This window comes from Virgisporangium aurantiacum, assembly GCF_016863635.1.
Taxonomy (GTDB): Bacteria; Actinomycetota; Actinomycetes; order Mycobacteriales; family Micromonosporaceae; genus Virgisporangium; species Virgisporangium aurantiacum.
Genome location: NZ_BOPG01000034.1, coordinates 228196 through 244843, shown reverse-complemented (window position 1 = coordinate 244843; position 16648 = coordinate 228196). Strand labels below are relative to the sequence as shown.

At 72.3% G+C, this 16648-nt stretch carries 18 protein-coding genes; 10 read left to right on the top strand and 8 right to left on the bottom strand.

All coding sequences use genetic code 11. The features are described from left to right. Positions 1-4: 4 nt before the first annotated feature. Entirely contained in the window at positions 5-805 is an 801-nt protein-coding gene (locus Vau01_RS28960) for an SDR family NAD(P)-dependent oxidoreductase (RefSeq protein WP_239151931.1), read from the bottom strand. 54 nt (positions 806-859) lie between these two features. Here Vau01_RS28960 and Vau01_RS28955 point away from each other — a divergent pair, with 54 nt between their 5' ends. Beyond that, positions 860-1498: a winged helix-turn-helix transcriptional regulator gene (locus Vau01_RS28955; RefSeq protein WP_203998820.1), complete on the top strand. Its 639-nt coding sequence runs from the start codon at positions 860-862 to the stop codon at positions 1496-1498. Here the strand turns inward: Vau01_RS28955 and Vau01_RS28950 are convergent. Beyond that, on the bottom strand, positions 1493-2092 hold the full coding sequence (locus tag Vau01_RS28950; protein ID WP_239151953.1) for a PadR family transcriptional regulator: 600 nt from the start codon (positions 2090-2092) through the stop codon (positions 1493-1495). The genes Vau01_RS28955 and Vau01_RS28950 overlap by 6 nt on opposite strands. 81 nt (positions 2093-2173) lie before the next feature. On the opposite strand from Vau01_RS28950, the gene Vau01_RS28945 reads away from it, so the two are divergent. Genes Vau01_RS28945 through Vau01_RS28930 form a run of 4 tightly spaced genes read left to right on the top strand, consistent with a single transcriptional unit; the run spans position 2174 to position 7594 of the window. Beyond that, positions 2174-5038: an FtsX-like permease family protein gene (locus Vau01_RS28945; RefSeq protein WP_203998814.1), complete on the top strand. Its 2865-nt coding sequence runs from the start codon at positions 2174-2176 to the stop codon at positions 5036-5038. A 2-nt stretch (positions 5039-5040) separates the two neighbouring features. Beyond that, the gene (locus Vau01_RS28940) at positions 5041-5754 is read left to right on the top strand and encodes an ABC transporter ATP-binding protein (RefSeq protein WP_203998811.1); all 714 of its coding nucleotides are present in this window, start codon (positions 5041-5043) and stop codon (positions 5752-5754) included. A 57-nt stretch (positions 5755-5811) separates the two neighbouring features. After that, entirely contained in the window at positions 5812-6576 is a 765-nt protein-coding gene (locus tag Vau01_RS28935) for a thioesterase II family protein (RefSeq protein WP_203998809.1), read from the top strand. Between the two features lie 52 nt (positions 6577-6628). Further along, entirely contained in the window at positions 6629-7594 is a 966-nt protein-coding gene (locus Vau01_RS28930) for a hypothetical protein (RefSeq protein ID WP_203998806.1), read from the top strand. A 9-nt stretch (positions 7595-7603) separates the two neighbouring features. Here Vau01_RS28930 and Vau01_RS28925 read toward each other — a convergent pair whose 3' ends face one another. Beyond that, complete coding sequence (locus tag Vau01_RS28925; RefSeq protein WP_203998803.1) at positions 7604-8578, bottom strand: quinone oxidoreductase family protein; 975 nt, start codon at positions 8576-8578, stop codon at positions 7604-7606. A gap of 99 nt (positions 8579-8677) precedes the next feature. On the opposite strand from Vau01_RS28925, the gene Vau01_RS28920 reads away from it, so the two are divergent. Beyond that, entirely contained in the window at positions 8678-9229 is a 552-nt protein-coding gene (locus Vau01_RS28920; RefSeq protein ID WP_203998800.1) for a CGNR zinc finger domain-containing protein, read from the top strand. Between the two features lie 7 nt (positions 9230-9236). On the opposite strand, the gene Vau01_RS28915 is transcribed toward Vau01_RS28920, so the two are convergent. From Vau01_RS28915 to Vau01_RS28905, 3 genes are read right to left on the bottom strand one after another with little or no spacing between them, the layout of a single operon-like run. Next, the gene (locus Vau01_RS28915; RefSeq protein ID WP_203998797.1) at positions 9237-9752 is read right to left on the bottom strand and encodes a putative immunity protein; all 516 of its coding nucleotides are present in this window, start codon (positions 9750-9752) and stop codon (positions 9237-9239) included. Next, positions 9749-10552 (bottom strand): ABC transporter permease, encoded by an 804-nt coding sequence (locus Vau01_RS28910; protein WP_203998794.1) that lies wholly within the window; start codon positions 10550-10552, stop codon positions 9749-9751. Before Vau01_RS28910 ends, Vau01_RS28915 begins: the two co-directional genes overlap by 4 nt. Further along, a complete protein-coding gene (locus Vau01_RS28905; RefSeq protein WP_239151930.1) occupies positions 10545-11378 on the bottom strand; it encodes an ABC transporter permease in 834 nt (277 codons plus the stop codon). The genes Vau01_RS28910 and Vau01_RS28905 overlap by 8 nt, the downstream gene beginning before the upstream one ends. A 19-nt stretch (positions 11379-11397) precedes the next feature. Between Vau01_RS28905 and Vau01_RS28900 the strand changes: the two genes are divergently transcribed. Then, positions 11398-12390, top strand: a complete 993-nt coding sequence (locus tag Vau01_RS28900) for an ABC transporter ATP-binding protein (protein WP_239151929.1) — start codon at positions 11398-11400, stop codon at positions 12388-12390. Here the strand turns inward: Vau01_RS28900 and Vau01_RS28895 are convergent. Next, positions 12354-13235 carry an alpha/beta fold hydrolase gene (locus Vau01_RS28895; RefSeq protein WP_203998790.1) on the bottom strand — a complete coding sequence of 294 codons (882 nt, stop codon included), beginning with the start codon at positions 13233-13235 and terminating at the stop codon, positions 12354-12356. The two genes, Vau01_RS28900 and Vau01_RS28895, sit on opposite strands and share 37 nt — an antisense overlap. Further along, entirely contained in the window at positions 13174-14397 is a 1224-nt protein-coding gene (locus Vau01_RS28890) for an MFS transporter (protein WP_203998787.1), read from the bottom strand. The genes Vau01_RS28895 and Vau01_RS28890 overlap by 62 nt, the downstream gene beginning before the upstream one ends. A 74-nt stretch (positions 14398-14471) precedes the next feature. Between Vau01_RS28890 and Vau01_RS28885 the strand changes: the two genes are divergently transcribed. The 3 genes from Vau01_RS28885 to Vau01_RS28875 all read left to right on the top strand — a co-directional run bounded on the left by Vau01_RS28885 (position 14472) and on the right by Vau01_RS28875 (position 16634). After that, positions 14472-14921, top strand: a complete 450-nt coding sequence (locus Vau01_RS28885; protein WP_203998785.1) for a winged helix-turn-helix transcriptional regulator — start codon at positions 14472-14474, stop codon at positions 14919-14921. A 35-nt stretch (positions 14922-14956) separates the two neighbouring features. Next, on the top strand, positions 14957-15787 hold the full coding sequence (locus Vau01_RS28880; protein ID WP_203998783.1) for a hypothetical protein: 831 nt from the start codon (positions 14957-14959) through the stop codon (positions 15785-15787). A 100-nt stretch (positions 15788-15887) separates the two neighbouring features. Beyond that, entirely contained in the window at positions 15888-16634 is a 747-nt protein-coding gene (locus tag Vau01_RS28875; protein ID WP_203998781.1) for a hypothetical protein, read from the top strand. The last annotated feature ends 14 nt before the right edge of the window (positions 16635-16648 follow it).

Here is a 16648-nt window from a genome sequence, read left to right as displayed (position 1 = left end):
CCGCCTAGTCGACGAGGGCGCCGGCGGACAGGTTGGCGATGGCTCCGGTCATCGCTCCCGCCCGGTCGGACGCCAGGAACGCGGCCGTCTCCGCGATCTCGGCGAGCCGGGGCAGCCGCTTCAGCAGCGTTCCGGATGCCAGCCCGACCTCGAGGAACTCCTGGACCGACGAACCGGACGCGGCCGCGAGCGGCTCGAAGAGGTCCGCCGTGTAGGAGCCCGCGGCCGGCGCGTCGACCGTCGCATGTGGACGGATGCCGACGACGCGGATGTTGCCGGGGGCCAGTTCCGCGGCCAGGACCCGGGTGAAGGCCTCCTTGCCGGCCGCGCTCACGGCGTGGCCCAGGATGCCGGGCACGGCCAGCTTGGCGCCCGGTTCGGACAGGGTCAGGATGACGCCGGGACGCGCCCGGCCCATGTGCCGCGCCACGGCCTTGCTGGTGATGAACAACGTCCGGAGGAAGCCGTCGACCGGTCGCATGAACTCCTCCAGCGACAGGTCCGCCAGCGGGGTTCCCTGGTCGTGCATGACGCTCACGGCGTTGAGGGCGACGTCGATGCTGCCGGCCGTCGCCGCAACCGCGTCGGCGTGCCGGTCGACCGCACCCTGGTCGAAGACGTCGACCAGCGCCGTCTCGACCTTTCCGCCCGTGGCGGCGACGTCGTGCGCGACGGCGTCGAGCTTCGCCTGTGTGCGGCCGGCGATGAAGACCCGCGCGCCTTCCCGGGCGAAGACCCGGGCGACGGCGCCGCCGATGGCACCGCCCCCGCCGTAGATCACCGCGTTCTTGTCCTCGAGTAACATGGAGCGAATACTAACCACGGTCAGTTGTTAAAAACAACGAGGAGGGCCCAGCCGATGCCGACCAGTCGCAGCTATCGGGACTCGTGCGGGATCGCCCGCGGTCTCGACGTCGTCGGGGAGCGGTGGGCGCTGCTGGTGGTCCGCGAGCTGCTGCTGACGCCGCAACGGTTCTCGGACCTGCGGCAGGCGCTCCCGAACGTCAGCTCGAACCTGCTCGCCGACCGGCTCCGGGAGCTCGAGCAGAACGGCGTGATCCGCCGCCGGCAGGCACCGGCGGTCTACGAGCTCACCGAGTGGGGCCGGAAGCTGGAACCGATCCTGGTGGCCCTGGGCGACTGGGGGATCGACGCGCCGGAACCGCCGCCACCGACGGCGCTCAGCGCCACGTCCGTGCTGATCTTCCTGCGCGGCGCCGCCCGCACCGACCCCGCGGCGCCGCCCACGAGCTACCGGCTCGAACTCGACGGCCGGGTGTGGACGGTCCGCACGGCGTCCGGGCGGGTGGAGGTGGAAGCCGGCGAGCCCGCGACGGCGGACGTCTCGCTCCGCGCGGCGGCCGGGACGTTCAGCGCCCTGCTCGCCGACCCGGCCGCCCTCGCCACCGCGGTCGCCGACGGAAGCGTCGCCGTCGTCGGGGACCAGTCGGCCATCGAACGGCTGCTGCACGCGGTCACCGGTCCGGGCCGCCTATGACGCGTCCCGGATCTTTCCGGCCGGCGGCGGCACCTCGCCGGAAGCGGTGACCCGCAGCCGGGCCAGCGTCGCGCCGCCGTCCCGCAGCAGGACGCCGTCGGCGTCCTCGATGAACAGCAGATCCGCCTCGACGTGCCGGGCGGCGGCCGACAGCAGCAGCCCGACCACCGGATCGTCCCGCTCCCGCCGCAGCGTCTCCAGGTTCCGCAGTTCCCGCAGCAGCAGCCCGCGCTGGTTGGTCAGCACCGCGCGCACCGTGTCGGCCGATCCGGACCGCGCGGCGGCGGTGACCTTGAGGAAGAAGTCGTCGCGGAAGCCGCTGCCGCGCGGGCTCGGCGTGCCGAGCCACTCCGCCAGCTCGGCCCGGCCGGTGTCGGTGATCGCGTAGACGACGCGATCGGGCTTGACCTGCTGGGCGTGGCGTTCGGACACCACCTGGCCGTCGCGGGAGAGCCGGTCGAGCACCTGGTAGAGGTGACCGATGTTGAGCGTGCCCCACTGCGGACCGACCGCCGCCTCGAACGCGCTCTTGAGCTCGTAGCCGTAGCTGGGGCGGGCCGCCAGGAGTGACAGGACCGCGTGCTGGATGGGCATCTTCACCCGCTCCCGGGTCGCTCTTGCATTGTGACAATGTATCGCGCACAGTGGCGGGGAGCGATCGGGGGAGGGTGAGCGGTGGTCCGGTTCATCTGGCGGTACCTGCGCGGCCGGCTCGGTAGGTCGGTGGCGCTGCTGACGGGCGTGTTGGTGGCGACCACCGGCTTCGTCGTCCTGACCGGCACGACGGACACGTCCAGGCTCGTGGTCACGGGTGTGCTGGCGCGGGAGACGTCCGCCGCGTACGACATCCTGGTCCGCCCGAAGGGGGCGCGCACGCCCCTGGAGGCGGAGCAGCGGCTGGTGCGGCCCAACTACCTGTCCGGGCAGTTCGGCGGGCTCACGCTCGACGACTGGGCGAAGGTGCGCGGGGTACCGGGGGTCGACGTGGCCGCGCCGATCGCGATGATCGGCTACTCGACGATGAGCCTGCCGGTGCCGTTCGACCTCACCGATGCCGTCGACCGGAGCCTGGACAGCCAGGTGATCCGGATCGACACCACCTTCGAGGCGGAGCGCGGCCTCTCCCACGGGGTCGCCGATCCCGGTTTCGTCTACGTGACGAAGAACAAGGTGCTCTTCCTCGACCTCGTCGACGACGCGGCCCCGCTCGACCGGCCCTCGCGGTACACCGACGGCCGCGAGTACCCGCCGGTCGACTGCGGCGGCGACATCGCCGCGTTCCCGCCCCGCGAGGTGCTGCCCGACGGGCGCACGGTGCCCGTCTGCGGCATCGGCCCGGAGGTCGCGCTGACCACCCACCCCGGCGCCGGCGAGACGCGCTCCGAGCTGACGGGTTCGTGGCTGTTCACGGCCCACCTGCGCCCCGACGGACGCTTCGAGACCGACGCCCACCACCGGCCCGGAACGCCCGTCGCCGCCCCGGTCGACCGGTTGGTCGTCGAACGGTACGTCAGCGTCCCGTACCTGCTCGCCGCCGTGGACCCCGACGCCGAGGAGCGCCTCGTCGGTCTCCGCGGCGCCACCGTCGCCGGGCGTGCGCTCACCGGCGGAGACCGGACGGCCGACGCCCCGGCGACGGCGAACATGGCCGCGCAGCGGGTCTTCCCGGTGATCGCGACCAGCCGGTCGTACATCGACATGCAGGGCAACACGCGGTACTCCCGGTTGCCGCCCCAGCAGGTCGCCGGCCTGCGATCCGCGGCGCTGCTCCCGGCGCTCACCGGTCCGCGGGGCACGCCGGCCGGCGAGTGGCGCGGCGACGTCGACGACCGGTACCTCGAATCGGTCACCGACCGCTTCGCGAGCGACGCCTGGGGCGACCTGCTGGAGACCGTGGTGCAACCCGGCCCGACGACGTACGAGCGGCTGCCCGACGGCACCCTCCGCGCGACGACCGTCCCGCAGACCCCGAACATCTTCGGCGCCGGCCGGTTCGCCGGCCTGGCCGAGCCGTGGCTGACCGCCGACCCGTGGTTCCGTCCGCTGAAACGGATCGAGCTCGTCGACTCCACCTCCGGCGGGGCGATCCAGAGCTGGAAACCCGTCGGCGTCTTCGATCCGGAGAAGCTGGCCGGCTTCAGCGACGTCTCCCGCGTCCCCCTCGAAACCTACGAGCCGCCGGCCGCCGCGGGCGCCGACCCCGCGAGCCGCGGGGCCCTCGGTGACCGACCGCTCCTGCCCGGCGGCAACCCGGGCGGCTACCTGGCGGCCCCGCCGCTGCTGCTCACCAGCCTCAGCGTCGTGCCGACGCTGTTCGAGCGGCACCCCGCCCAGGCCGCCGCGCCGATCAGCGCGATCCGGGTCCGGGTCGCCGGCGTCTCCGGATACAGCGAGGTCAACGCCGAGCGGGTCCGGGCCGCCGCCGAGGAGATCGCCCGCCGCACCGGCCTCGACGTCGACATCACGCTCGGCTCATCGCCCGCGCCGCAGACCGTGGAACTGGCCGCGGGCGCGTTCGGCCGGCCGGTGCTGCGGGTCGGCGAGGGCTGGTCGTCGATCGGCGTGGCCAGCCGGATCGTGCGGGCCACCGACCGCAAGAGCCTGATCCTGTTCGTGCTGGTGCTGGTCGTGTGCGCGCTCTTCCTCGGCAACGCGGTGAGCGCGGCCGTGCGCGACCGGCGCACCGAGCTGGCCGTGCTGTCCTGTCTGGGCTGGCCGGCCCGGCGCATCGCCGCGTCGATCCTCGGCGAGGTGGCGGTGATCGGCACGGTCGCCGGGCTCGCCGCCGTGGGCCTGGCCGCGCCGCTCGCCGCGCTGATGGACATCCGGGTGACGATCGGGCAGGCGGTGCTCGCCGTCCCGATCGCGCTCGCGCTGGCGCTGGTCGCCGGCGTGGTCCCGGCGGTCGGTGCCGCGCGGACCCATCCCGCGACGGCGCTCCATTCGGTCCGGGGCCCGGTGCGTGGCACGGCCCGGCGGCGCCGGCACGCCCGCACCGTGTTCGGGCTGAGCCTGGTCAACCTGACCCGGGTGCCGGGCCGCACGGTGCTCGGCGCCGGCGCGCTGGCGATCGGGGTCGCCGCGCTGACCGTGCTCGCCGCGGTGACGTTCGCCTTCCAGGGGACGGTCGTCGGCACGCTGCTCGGAGACGCCGTCTCGGTGACCGTGCGGGGCGTCGACCAGCTCGCCGCCGTGGCGACTGTCCTGCTGGGCGTGGTGGCCGTCGCCGACGTGATGTACCTCAACGTCCGCGACCGCGCCGCCGAGCTCGCCACCCTGCGCGCGTCCGGCTGGACCGAGGCCGCGCTCGTCCGGCTCATCGCCTACGAGGGCGGGCTGTTGGGCCTGCTCGGCGCCGTCACCGGTGCCGGTACCGGGCTCGCCGTCGCCGCGTGGCTGGTCGGCGAGGTGCCGGCCCGTCTCGTCGCCGTCGCCGTCGGTTCCGCGGCCGTCGGCGTCCTGATCGCGGGTGTCGCCGCGATCGTGCCGACCGTCCTGCTGCGCCGCCTGCCGGCCGCGCGTCTCCTGGCCGAGGAGTGACCATGCTCAGGATCGAGAACCTGTCCAAGCGGTACGGGGAGATCGTCGCCGTCGACGGCATCAGCCTCGACGTGGAGCCGGACGCCATGGTCGCGTTGACCGGCCCGAGCGGCTCGGGCAAGTCGACGCTGCTGCACCTCGTCGGCGCGATCGAGCGGGCCGACGGCGGCTCCGTCACGGTCGACGACGTCGAGGTGACCGCCTTGAAGCGCGGGCGCCTGGCCGCGTACCGGCAACGGATCGGCTTCGTGTTCCAGCGCTACCACCTGCTCCCGCCCCTGACCGCGCTGGACAACGTGGTGGTTCCGACGCTTCCCTACCGCGTAGGCTACGACCGGGCTTCGCGGGCGCGGGAACTGCTCGACGCGGTGGGCCTCGCCGGCCGGGAGAAGGCGCTCCCGTCGGAGCTGTCCGGCGGCCAGCAGCAGCGGGTCGCGATCGCCCGCGCCCTCATGGTCGAGCCGAAACTGCTGCTCGCCGACGAGCCGACCGGCAACCTCGACTCGAAGACCGGCCAGCAGATCATGGACCTGCTGGTCACCCTGCGGAAGGACCGCGGAATGACGATCCTGCTGGCCACCCACGAGCAGCACGTGGCGTCCCGCTGCGACCGGCTGATCCGCCTGTCCGACGGCCGGATCACCGACGACGTCGACCTCCGCGACGGCGAAGACCCGGCGACGACGCTGGCCCGGGTCAGCCAGATCCGCCTCTAGCGTCACCGGTTGACGCGACCGCACCGGAGGCCCGCTGCCTGACAGAATCGTCAGGTGGTGGGTGAGCTGACCTCGCGCTGGTTGCGCCGGTGCGGCGGCACGACGGACCCGGCCCTGCGCCTGATCTGTCTGCCGAACGCCGGCGCCGGCGCGTCGATGTTCAACCGGTGGACGCTGCCCGACGAGCTGTGGGCCGAGGTGTGGGCGGTGCAGCCGCCGGGCCGGGAGAACCGGCAGAAGGAGCCGGCGTTCCGCCGGTTGGACGCGCTGGTCGGCGAGCTCACCGACGAATTGCTGCCGCTGCTGGACCGGCCGTACGCGCTGTTCGGGCACAGCATGGGCGCGCTCGTGGCGTTCGAACTGTGCCGCGCGCTGCGCCGGGGCGGCGCTCCGTTGCCGGTGCGGTTGATGGTCTCCGCGCACCGCGCGCCCGACCTACCGGGGTGGCGGCCGCGGGCCAGCACGCTGCCGCGTCCGGAGTTCCTGGCCCGGCTGGCGGAGCTGGCCGGGCCGTCGACCGTCGGGCAGGTCGATCCGGACCTGCTCGACTACCTCTCGCCGATGATGCGCGCCGACTTCGAGCTGTGCGAGACGTACGAGTACGTCGTCGAGGAGCCGATGCCGATGCCGTTCACCTGCTTCGCCGCGGTCGACGACCCGGAGGTGCGGGTCGACGAGATGCTCGCCTGGCGACGGCACACGACGGAGGACTGCCAGGTGTACCCGTTCGCGGGCGGCCACCTGTACGTCCGCGACCGCGCCGACGAGGTGCTCGACCGCATCGGCACGGACCTCGCCGCGCAGGGCGGGGTGATCGTGTGAGCGCGTCTTCATCGACGGATATAATTGCTGCCCATCGGGCGGGAGTGTGCTGATGGCGGGTCATCCGGACGACTGGGCGGTCATGCAGGGCGGCTCCGCCCAGCAGCAGGAGGTGTCGGCGCACTGCACCGCGCATCTCAACCGGATCAAGGCGGCATGGTACGAGGTCAAGGGTGACCCGGCGGCGATCACGGCCGCCATCACCACCGCGAGCAGCGCGGCCCACGACCTGAAGGTGGCGGCGGCCAAGGTCAAGACGACCGTCGAGCTGCGACTGATCGACCCCAACTGGTCCGGCACGCTCGCCGTCGCCACCCGTCGGGAGTTGACGACGGCCCACCGTGGGCTGGCCGCGCTGGCCGACCTGCTCCAGGCGTCACCCCGGGCCGACCGCGCGCCGACCTCGCTGGTCGACCGGCTCAACGTCGCGGAACCACAGGTCCGGCAGGCGCCCCTCGACGTCGAGCGGATCGCCACGGGGTTCGTCCGGGACGCCGACGACCTGATCGGGCAGGCCGTCGCCAGCGAGTTCCTGCGCCGGATCCAGGCGGAGTTCAACGGGATCGTGGCCCGCTGGAACGCCGATACCGTTGTCGGACAACAGGAACAGGCGCTCGGCGCGGTCGTGGCCGGATTCCCGCGGGTGCCCCGGTTGCCGCCGCGCGGGCCGGAACCCCAGTCGTCGCTGGAGACCGTGGCCAAAACCGGCGCCCTGGCCACCGCCGTCACCGAACTGCGCGAGCAGGTCAAGACGCTCAACGGCGTCGCCGGGCGGTACCTCGCCGGGAGCGGACTGCGCCCGTTCACGTTCGGCCAGACCGCCTCCGGCCGGCGGATCGAGCAACTCTACGAGGACTTCCGCCGCGACATGGCGGACCGGATCCGCGGCTTCGCCGACCGGATCGACTGGCAGGCGACCGTCGCCGGCAATCTCCGGGCCGGGCTCGACGACGGCGACGCCCAGGGCGCGAGCACGTTCAGGACGCTGAAGGCGCAGCGTCCGACGTCGTTCGGGTAGCGGAGCCGCTCACCCGTCGACGCGGAGCAGGAGCTTCCCGACGACGTCGCCGTCCGTCAGCAGCGCGTGCGCCGCCGCCGCGTCCGCGAGCGGCAGAACCTCGTGAACGTGCGGGACGAGTACGCCCTCGACGGCCAGCGCGGCGGTCGCGGCCAGCGCGGCCGGCAGATCCAGGCGACCGAGCGCGATGAGCCCGTTCAGCTGGAAGCCGTGGATGGACACGTTACGGGGATAGAAGTCCCGGGTGTCCATTGTGGTCGGTGCCAGCGCGACGTTCGCCACGGCGATCACCCGTCCGCCGGCTGCGGCCAGCGTCAGCGCGTGGCCGAACGTCGGCCCGCCGACCAGATCCAGCACGACGTCGGCGCCGCGGTCGCCCAACAGCCGCCGGACGGCCGCCGGTGCGTCCTCCCGGGAGTGGTCGACCACGTCGGCCGCGCCGGCCGCACGCGCGGCCGCCGCCTTGGCCGGTGATCCGACGACCGCGACGACGCGGGCGCCGAGGTGCGCGGCGAGCCGGACGGCGAGGTACCCGACGCCGCTGGCGGCCGCGAAGACGACGACCGTGTCACCGGGGCCGACCGCCGCCAGCCGGGTGAGCGTGTACCAGGCCGTGACGCCCGCCACCGGCAACGCGGCGGCGGTTCCGGCGTCCAGACCGTCCGGGACGGGCGCCAGGCGCGACCGCGGCACCGCCACCCGCTCGCCGTACCAGCCGGGCCGCCCGCCCGACCCGAACACCCGGTCGCCGGGGCGCAGGTCGTGCACGGCGCTCCCGACCGCCACCACGACGCCGCAGCCCTCGGCACCGAGCACCGCCGGCAGGCCGCCGCCGGCGTGGTAGTTGCCGGTGCGCCGCAGCACGTCCATCCGGTTGACCGCGGCGACCTCGACGCCGACGACCACCTCGTGCGCCTCCGGTTGCGGCTCCGCCAGCGACCCGGGCCGCAGCACCTCGGGTCCCCCGAACTCCTCGACGATCATCGCCCGCACGATGTGCCCTCCCATCGGTGTTACCGGTTGAGAAGGTAACCTTAGGGTAAGCGCTGCTGCGTTACCAGATCAGCAGGTAATGTTTCCGGCGTGGGAGTCGCGGCGTTTCGCTTCGTCGGCGGGCGGTTGTGCCTCGACTTCGTCGCCACTCTCGGCAAGCGCGGGATCGTCGACCTGGAGCGCCTGCGGACCCCGGCCGACCTGGCCCGCTGGGCGGTGGAGGCCGGCCTCTGCCGAACCGCACCGGCGGTGGTCGACGCCGACCTGTCGGCCGCCCGCACCCTGCGCGAGGCGATCCACCGCCTGGTGACCGGATCCGGCCGCCGGCCCGCACCCGCCGACCTGCGTACGGTCAACGACCGGGCCCGCCGCCGGCCGGTGCCGACGCTCGGTTGGTCGGCGTCCGGCTTCCACGCCACGTCACACGTGGCCGACGCCCACGACGTCCTGGCCGCGGCCGCGGCCGACGCGGTCACCCTGTTGACAGGCCCGGACGCCGAACGGGTCCGCAAATGCCTGGCGCCCGACTGCACCCTGCTCTTCGTCGACCAGTCGCAGAACGGACGCGTGTGGTGCGCCATGAACGCCTGCGGTGCCAAGGCGAAGATGCGCTCCCTGCGCGAACGTCGCCGGAGTCAGTGACCCGGGCTCAGCAGTCGAACACCGACCAGCAGATGTCGTTCCGCAGCCGCTGGTCGTCGAGCACGAGTTCGCGGATCGCCGCGGGGAGTTGGTCGCGCTGCCATCGGCACTCGGTCCGCCCCGCGGCGTCGGCTTCGCCTGCCGGCGCGGCGGCACGCGCGGCCTTGATGGCGTAGGCGGCCGCGCCGAGTTCGTGCGCGGCGACGTGTGCGACGACCGCCGCCTGACCGGCGGCGTACGCGACATGCCGTGCGGCGCCTCGCAGTTCTCTGGCCGCACCCATCGCATGGCCGCCCGCCGCGCGGGCCCGCATCATCGTGACCTCGTCACGCACCCAGGCGCGGGCGTGCTCGATCGCCTCACGTGGGCGCGGATCCGCCGGCCGGACCGACTCGAACAGCGGAAGGACGTGCTCCGCGCACGACGCCGCCCAGAGGGCGAGCAGGTGGTGATCCGAGTCGGTGAGGGTTCCGCCGCGACGAAGCGTGATGAAGCGGGGATCCCGAACCGCCGGAAGAATCATGAGCCCGTTCCCGCATAGTGGCGCAGGCCCGCGCGCCAGGTCCACATCGCCACGGCCCACACCGCGGCGGCCGCGAGCGGCGTGCACCAGCCCAGCCACTGCGGCAGCCCGGCCGGGCCCGGCTTGTCCAGCAGGACCAGCACCGGCAGGTAGGCGACGAACGCCGCCGGCACCACGAACGAGAACAGCACCCGCACCACCGGATGGTAGACGCTGGCCGGGTACTGCGCCGCGTAGTTGCCGCCGTAGGTGATGGCCGACGCGAACTCGCCGCCCTCGACCAACCAGAACTGCACCGCCGCGCCGGCGACGATCAGGCCGCCGTAGATGCCCGTGCCGGCCAGCACCGTCATCACGACGAGCCCGACCTTGGCGGGCGTCCAGTCGACGTCGCTCATCGGCACGGCCACCGCCAGGATGACGAACCCGGTCGCCGTCCGGCCCAACCGTCTCAGCGTGATGTCGGCGGTGGCGAGCTGGCCGAACACCGACAACGGACGGAGCATGAACGCGTCGAGGGTGCCGGTGCGCACGTAGACAGGCAGGTTGCTCACGTGCCCGACGAACAGGTCGGCGATCGTGAACGACACGTGCGACAGCGCGAAGATCATGGCGGTGGCGGCGAAGTCGAGCCCGCCCAGCACGGTGACGTTCGTGAAGATGACGTAGACCTCGGCGAAGCCGATCGTCGTGCCGCCGATGCTCACCGCGAGGTCGATGGCGAACGAGCGCCGGTACGTCGTCTGCGACTTCATCCGCGAACCGAGGATGACCCAGTAGGGCCGGAGCGAGTCAACCACCCTGCACCACCAGGCGTCGCGCACCGCGGCGGTACACGACCTGACCGAGCCCGAGGAGAGCGCCCGCCCAGCCCACCTGGACGGCCATGACGGACAACGCGTCCAGGCCCTGGACCCGACCGGTGACCACGTCGATGGGCGCCTGGAGCATCGACGGGAACGGCGTGCACGCGGCGAGCGTCTTCAACCAGTCCGGGAACCAGTGCACGGGCACGATCAGTCCATTGAGGACGCTCACCGCGACGAGGTACGTCGCCATCGGTCCCCGCAGGTCCATCAGCCAGAACCCGGCCAGGTTCACCAGCCACCGCCCGGCGAAGGAGATGACCACCGCGAGCACGAGGCTCACCACCCCGAGCAGGTACGGCAGCGGGCTGGCGGGCAGCGCCACACCGGTGACCAGCGCACCGATGATCAGCGGCGGCGCGCCGCGCGGGATCAGGTCGAACGCCGCCCGGCCGAGGTCGCCGGCCAGGTATGCGAACTGGGGATCGACCGGCCGGCCGAGGTCGACGGCGATGTCGCCGGTGCGGATGCGCATCGCGAGATCGGTCCACTGGAAGATGTACACCGAACCGAGCAGCGCCTGGCCGACCCACACGTACGTCGCCACGCCGACCGCGTCGTACCCCGCGACCGTGCCGCCGGCAACGCCCACCACCGCGATGGTGACGTTCGCGCGGACCAGCCCGAAGACGGTGTTGGAGAACGCACCCGCGAGGGCCGCCAACCGGTACGTGGACCACCGGCGGAAGCCCATCGCCACCAGCGTGGCGAACAGGACGGCCTCGGCACGCACCGCATTTCCGACGCCGCCCCCGAACACGTCGACATACTATGCGAGCGTGACCGACCCGATCATCGACGTACGTGAGTTGCGGCGCGAGTTCGTCGTACACACCCCGTCCGGCAAATGGTTGCGGCGCAACCGCACCACCGTCAACGCCGTCGACGGGCTCACGTTCGACATCCCGCGGGGCGCCGCGGTCGGCTATCTGGGCGCGAACGGCGCCGGCAAGTCGACCACCATCAAGGTCCTGTGCGGGATCCTGGCGCCGACGTCCGGAACCGCGCGCACGTGCGGGATGGAACCGGTACGTCACCGCAAGCGGCTGGCCCGCCAGCTCGGCGTGGTGTTCGGCCAGCGCAGCCAGCTGTGGTGGGATTTGCCGCTGCGCGAGTCGTTCCGGGTGCTCGGCGCGATCCACCGGCTGGCGCCGGCCACGCTGCAGCGGCGCACCGAGGAGCTGATCGACCGCCTCGACCTCGGCGAGTTCGTCTCGACCCCGGTGCGGCAGTTGTCGCTCGGCCAGCGCATCCGCGGCGAGGTGGCGGCGGCGCTGCTGCACTCCCCGCCGCTGCTGATCCTCGACGAGCCCACCATCGGGCTCGACGTGCTGAGCAAGGAGCGCCTGCGCGTGTTCCTCACCGAGCAGCGTCAGCTGCACGGCACCAGCCTGCTGCTGGCCACCCACGACATGGGTGACGTGCAGCGCCTCACCGAGCGCATCCTGATCGTCGACCACGGAAAGCTCGCCTACGACGGCACCCTGACCGGTCTCGCCGAGCGGGTCGGCGCGGAGCGCGTCATGGTTCTGCAACTCGCCGGGCCCACCCGCCCGCTCGACGACATCCCCGGCACCCGCCTGCTCGACGTCGAGAGCGGCGGGTCGAAGCAGCGGTTGTCGTTCGTGCCGACGGACACCACCGCGGCGCGCATCCTGGAACTGGTCGGCAGGCACGCTCAGGTGAACGACCTGACGCTGGAGGAACCCGACATCGACGACGTCGTGCGGCGCAACTACCTGCGCTCGGCCGAGGAGTCGATGCGCGGCTGACGCGTCGCGAATCGCTTGATGTGCGCGGCGATCACGTCGGCGTGGTCCTCCAGGGCGAAGTGGCCGGTGTCGAGGATGTTGAGGTCGGCCGCCGGGAGGTCGCGCGTGAACGGGTGGGCGCCGGCCGCCGGGAAGATGGCGTCGTTGCGTCCCCACACGATCAGCGTCTCGGGCCGGTGCCGGCGGAAATACTCCTGCCATTGTGGGTACCGCGCCGGGTTGGTGCGGTAGTCGTACAGGAGATCGGTCATCGCCGGCAGCACGCCGGGACCGTCGAGCAGCGCGCGTTGCAGCACCCAGCTGTCCGGGCTGACGCGGGTCGGGTCGGCAATTCCGTGGACGTAGTTCCATCGCAGCGCCTCGTCCGACGTGGCGGCCGTGACGATCGCCGCGCGGTTCTCCGGTGTCGGGTCGGCCCACATCGCGCGGACCGGCGCCCAGAACTCGTCGGGCAGTCCCTCCTCGTACGCGTTGGCGTTCTGCACCACGAGGAAGGCGACCCGCTCCGGATGCCTTGCGGCCAACCGGAATCCGACCGGTCCGCCGAAGTCCTGCAGGTACAGCCCGTACCGGTCGAGGCCGAGCGCGTCGGTGAACGCCTCGACCACGTCGGCGAGGCGGTCGAACGTCCAGGTGAATCCCGGCGGCGTGGCGCTGTGGCCGAAGCCGGGGTAGTCCGGCGCGACCACGTGGAAGTCGTTGCGCAGCAACGGGATCAGATCGCGGAACATGAACGACGACGCCGGAAAGCCGTGCAGCAGCAGGATCGTCGGGTTCGCCGGGTCACCGTCCGCGCGGTAGAAGACGTCGGCGTCGTGGATGCGGACCGTGCGGTAGTGCGTCATGTCGGTTCCTTCTGTCGGTGATTCGTTCGGTGACGAGGAAGAACGCGAGGGCGACGAGGCTGATCCCGGCGCCCAGCGCGCACACGCCACGCCATCCGGCGGCGGCGTACATCGTGGTGGAGGCCGCGGCGCCGGCGGCCGATCCGATCGAATAGAAGATCATGTAGACGGCGGTGAGCCGGCTCGGCGCCCGATGATCGGCCCGGTGTACGACGTTCTGGTTCGTCACGTGCACCGACTGCAGCCCGAAGTCGAACGCGACGACGCCGATCACGAGGCCCCACAACGACCACGGCAGCAGCACCGCGGGCAGCCACGCGGCGAGCATCACCACGAGCCCGATCGTGGTGACCCGGCGCGCCTTCCCGCGGTCGGCCAGCCGCCCGGCGCGGGTGGCGCCGAGCGCGCCCGCCGCGCCCGCCAACCCGAACAGCCCGATCGCGGTCGTCGACAACGCGTAGGGCGGCGCGCTGAGCGGCAACGCCATCGGCGTCAGCAGCACCGTCATCGCCGCGAAGGTGAGCAGCGCCAGCACCGCGCGGACCCGCAGCACCGGAACCTCGACGAACAACCGCGCCGTCGACCGGAGCAGGCCCGGATACGACAGCCACACCCGTTGCTGCGGACGGCGGGGGAGGGTGCGGCGCAACAGTTCGGCCATCACGAGCGCGAGCGCGGCCGCGGTGAGGTAGACGGCGCGCCAGCCGGCCACGTCGGCGAGCGTGCCGGCGACCACCCGGGCGAGCAGGATGCCCAGCACGATCCCGCCGGTCACCGTGCCGACGGCGGCGCCGCGGTCGGCCGGCTCGGCGAGACCCGCGGCGTGTGCCACCAGCACCTGCGTGACGACCGCCAGCACACCGGTCACCGCGAGCGCGCCGAGCAACCACCGCGCCGACGGCGCCACCCCGACCGCGGCGAGCGCCACGGCCGACAACGCGAACTGGCCGACGATCAGCCGCCGCCGGTCGAGCCGGTCGCCCAGCGGGACCACGAGCGCCAGCCCCAGGCCGTAGCCCACCTGGGTGGCCGTGACGACGGTTCCCACGGTCGCGCGGGGCAGGTCGAAGTCGGCCGCCAGCACGTCGAGCAGCGGCGGGGCGTAGTAGACCGAGGCCACCGCCACGCCGCCGGCCGCTGCCAGCACGAGGGTCCGCTGCACGTCCGTCCAATCTGGTTTTAAGATGCAACCAAGGCAGCTTTGCAGATTGGGTTTCAAGATGCAACCATGACTTCGTGGTAAAACGAGTCAGCCATGAGAACGCGTGCTGTCCCGTCGCGCGGCCGCTCGACGCCATCGGTGACGGCTGGTCGCTGCTGATCGTGCGCGACGCGTTCGACGGGCTACGGCGGTTCGGGCAGTTCCAGAAGAGCCTGGGCGTGGCCAAGAACATCCTCACCGCGCGGCTGAACAACCTGGTGGGGCAGGGGATCCTGGAGACGGTCCCGGCCGAGGACGGTAGTGCGTACCGCGAGTACGTCCTCACCGCCAAGGGACGCGGCCTGTTCCCGGTGCTGGTGGCACTGCGACAGTGGAGCGACGAGTTCGCCTTCGGCCCCGACGAGCCCCACTACCGCATGGTCGACCGCGAAACCCGGCAACCGTTGGCCCGACTGGAAATCCGCTCCGCCGACGGCCGCACGCTCACCCCGGAGGACACGGTCGTCGAAATGACGGCGATTTAGCTGACGGTGGATGAGGGCACCTATCATCGACGGGCATGACGGGGGTTGAGACGGCGGCTCGCCATGGGCTCCGCAGGCGGGCGACGGCGGGCGCCCTGGGCCTCGTCGTGTTGGTCTACTTTGCCGCCTGGTTCGCCATCATGTTGGCCGGGCTGTTCGGCGGGCCGATCGACTACCGGATGGCCGGTTCCATCGTGCTGGCCGGCGCCGGAACCGTGCTGATCGTCGGCATTCCGTTGATCGCGGCGTGGGTTCTGGCCGGCCGCGGTTCCCCGCCGTCCATCCGGCTGGAGCCGTGGCTGCGGGTGTTCCTCGTCGTGTCGGTGGTGATGCTCGTCGGGGTGATCGCGTGGCGCGGCGTGGTGTCGCCCTTCGCGCCGGTGGCCACCCGCCTCGACCCGGCGTGCGCGTCGCTCGACGCGGCCGGTCTCGCCGCCCACTGGCCGGCCGACACCCGCGAGCTCAATCAGGACGACACCGACTTCGACGGCGACCTCACCCCGTACTCGATCTGCGGCTGGACGATGAAGCTCGACGCCAAGCCACCGGCCCCCTACGTCGGCGTGTCGGCACGGGTGACGCGCTTCGACGGGACCGGCACCTCCTCGGGCCTCGCCGCCGCGATCCGCTATTTCCGCGGCGACCTGGACGACATCACGAGCCCGCTGCGGATCGACGACATCGGCGACGAGGCGTACGCCACCAGTTCCACCACGTCCGCCGAGGTCGTGGCGCGACGGGCGAACGTCGTCGTGAGCGTGGAGTTCTCGTTGCGCGGAGACTCGTCGGGCCCGGACCCGACGATCGCGGTCACCGCCGCGCGCGACCTGGCCGGCCGCATCGTGGCCGGCATCAAGGTCCGGTAGCTTCCGGCGTTCGCCGAGCCGCGGTGAGCCGGCCTTGACGAATCCTTGATGCCCGGGCGGCATGTTGGGTCGCGGAGGCCCCAAACCGCGAGGAGGACCGATGAGGATGAGGACGACCTGGACACGGGCGGGAGTGTGCGTGGCGTCCATCGCCCTGATGTTGGCGGCGGCCGCGGCACCGGCCGGCGCGGCCGGAATCGCCACCGGCCAGACATTGGGAGTCGGCGACGTTCGGTGCACCGATTACGTCCAGTCCGACAACGGGGTGAGATTGACCGGGTTCTTCACCAACGGCACCGGTGAGTGGACGGTGCTGCGGTCGAGCGCCGTGGGCGGTGCGGAGACCGTCGTCTTCAGCGCCGCCGCGGGTTCGCCGAGCGGCGCGCAGACGCCCATCGACCGGACCGTCGCACCGACGGCACCGGGCACCTTCGTCTACCGGGCGTGCGTCGTCGCCAAGAAGATCATGAAGTACAGCGTCTTCAGCATCACCCACTACCAGATGTTGCTCACCTCGACCAGCCCGACGGCGGTCACCGACCTCGGCCCGGAGACGGCGACGCTGTCGACGAGCGCCACGGCCTGCGGCGACCGCACCGCCGTCACACCCGGCACCACGGTTCGACTGGCGGGTACCGGAACCGGCCGCACCCAATGGTTCATCTCCGTCACCGGCAACACCAACAACTACGAGGGCAACTGGGCGGCCCTGCTCACCACCACCGACGGTGGCATCGATCAGACCGTCGCCCTGGATCCGGAGATCACCGAGGTGACGGCCTGCGCGGTCGGCTTCGTCACCACGGGCCGGATCACGGTGTCGTACGAACTGTCCATCGTCAGCTGAGGGTTCAGCCGGAG

Excerpts from the sequence above, each read along its gene's own strand:
- Vau01_RS28960 (WP_239151931.1), bottom strand. The coding sequence starts at position 805 with ATGTTACTCGAGGACAAGAACGCGGTGATCTACGGCGGGGGCGGTGCC.
- Vau01_RS28925 (WP_203998803.1), bottom strand. The coding sequence starts at position 8,578 with ATGATCGTCGAGGAGTTCGGGGGACCCGAGGTGCTGCGGCCCGGGTCG.
- Vau01_RS28880 (WP_203998783.1), top strand. The coding sequence starts at position 14,957 with ATGACGGGGGTTGAGACGGCGGCTCGCCATGGGCTCCGCAGGCGGGCG.
- Vau01_RS28915 (WP_203998797.1), bottom strand. The coding sequence starts at position 9,752 with ATGATTCTTCCGGCGGTTCGGGATCCCCGCTTCATCACGCTTCGTCGC.
- Vau01_RS28955 (WP_203998820.1), top strand. The coding sequence starts at position 860 with ATGCCGACCAGTCGCAGCTATCGGGACTCGTGCGGGATCGCCCGCGGT.
- Vau01_RS28895 (WP_203998790.1), bottom strand. The coding sequence starts at position 13,235 with ATGACGCACTACCGCACGGTCCGCATCCACGACGCCGACGTCTTCTAC.
- Vau01_RS28875 (WP_203998781.1), top strand. The coding sequence starts at position 15,888 with ATGAGGATGAGGACGACCTGGACACGGGCGGGAGTGTGCGTGGCGTCC.
- Vau01_RS28940 (WP_203998811.1), top strand. The coding sequence starts at position 5,041 with ATGCTCAGGATCGAGAACCTGTCCAAGCGGTACGGGGAGATCGTCGCC.
- Vau01_RS28950 (WP_239151953.1), bottom strand. The coding sequence starts at position 2,092 with ATGCCCATCCAGCACGCGGTCCTGTCACTCCTGGCGGCCCGCCCCAGC.
- Vau01_RS28930 (WP_203998806.1), top strand. The coding sequence starts at position 6,629 with ATGGCGGGTCATCCGGACGACTGGGCGGTCATGCAGGGCGGCTCCGCC.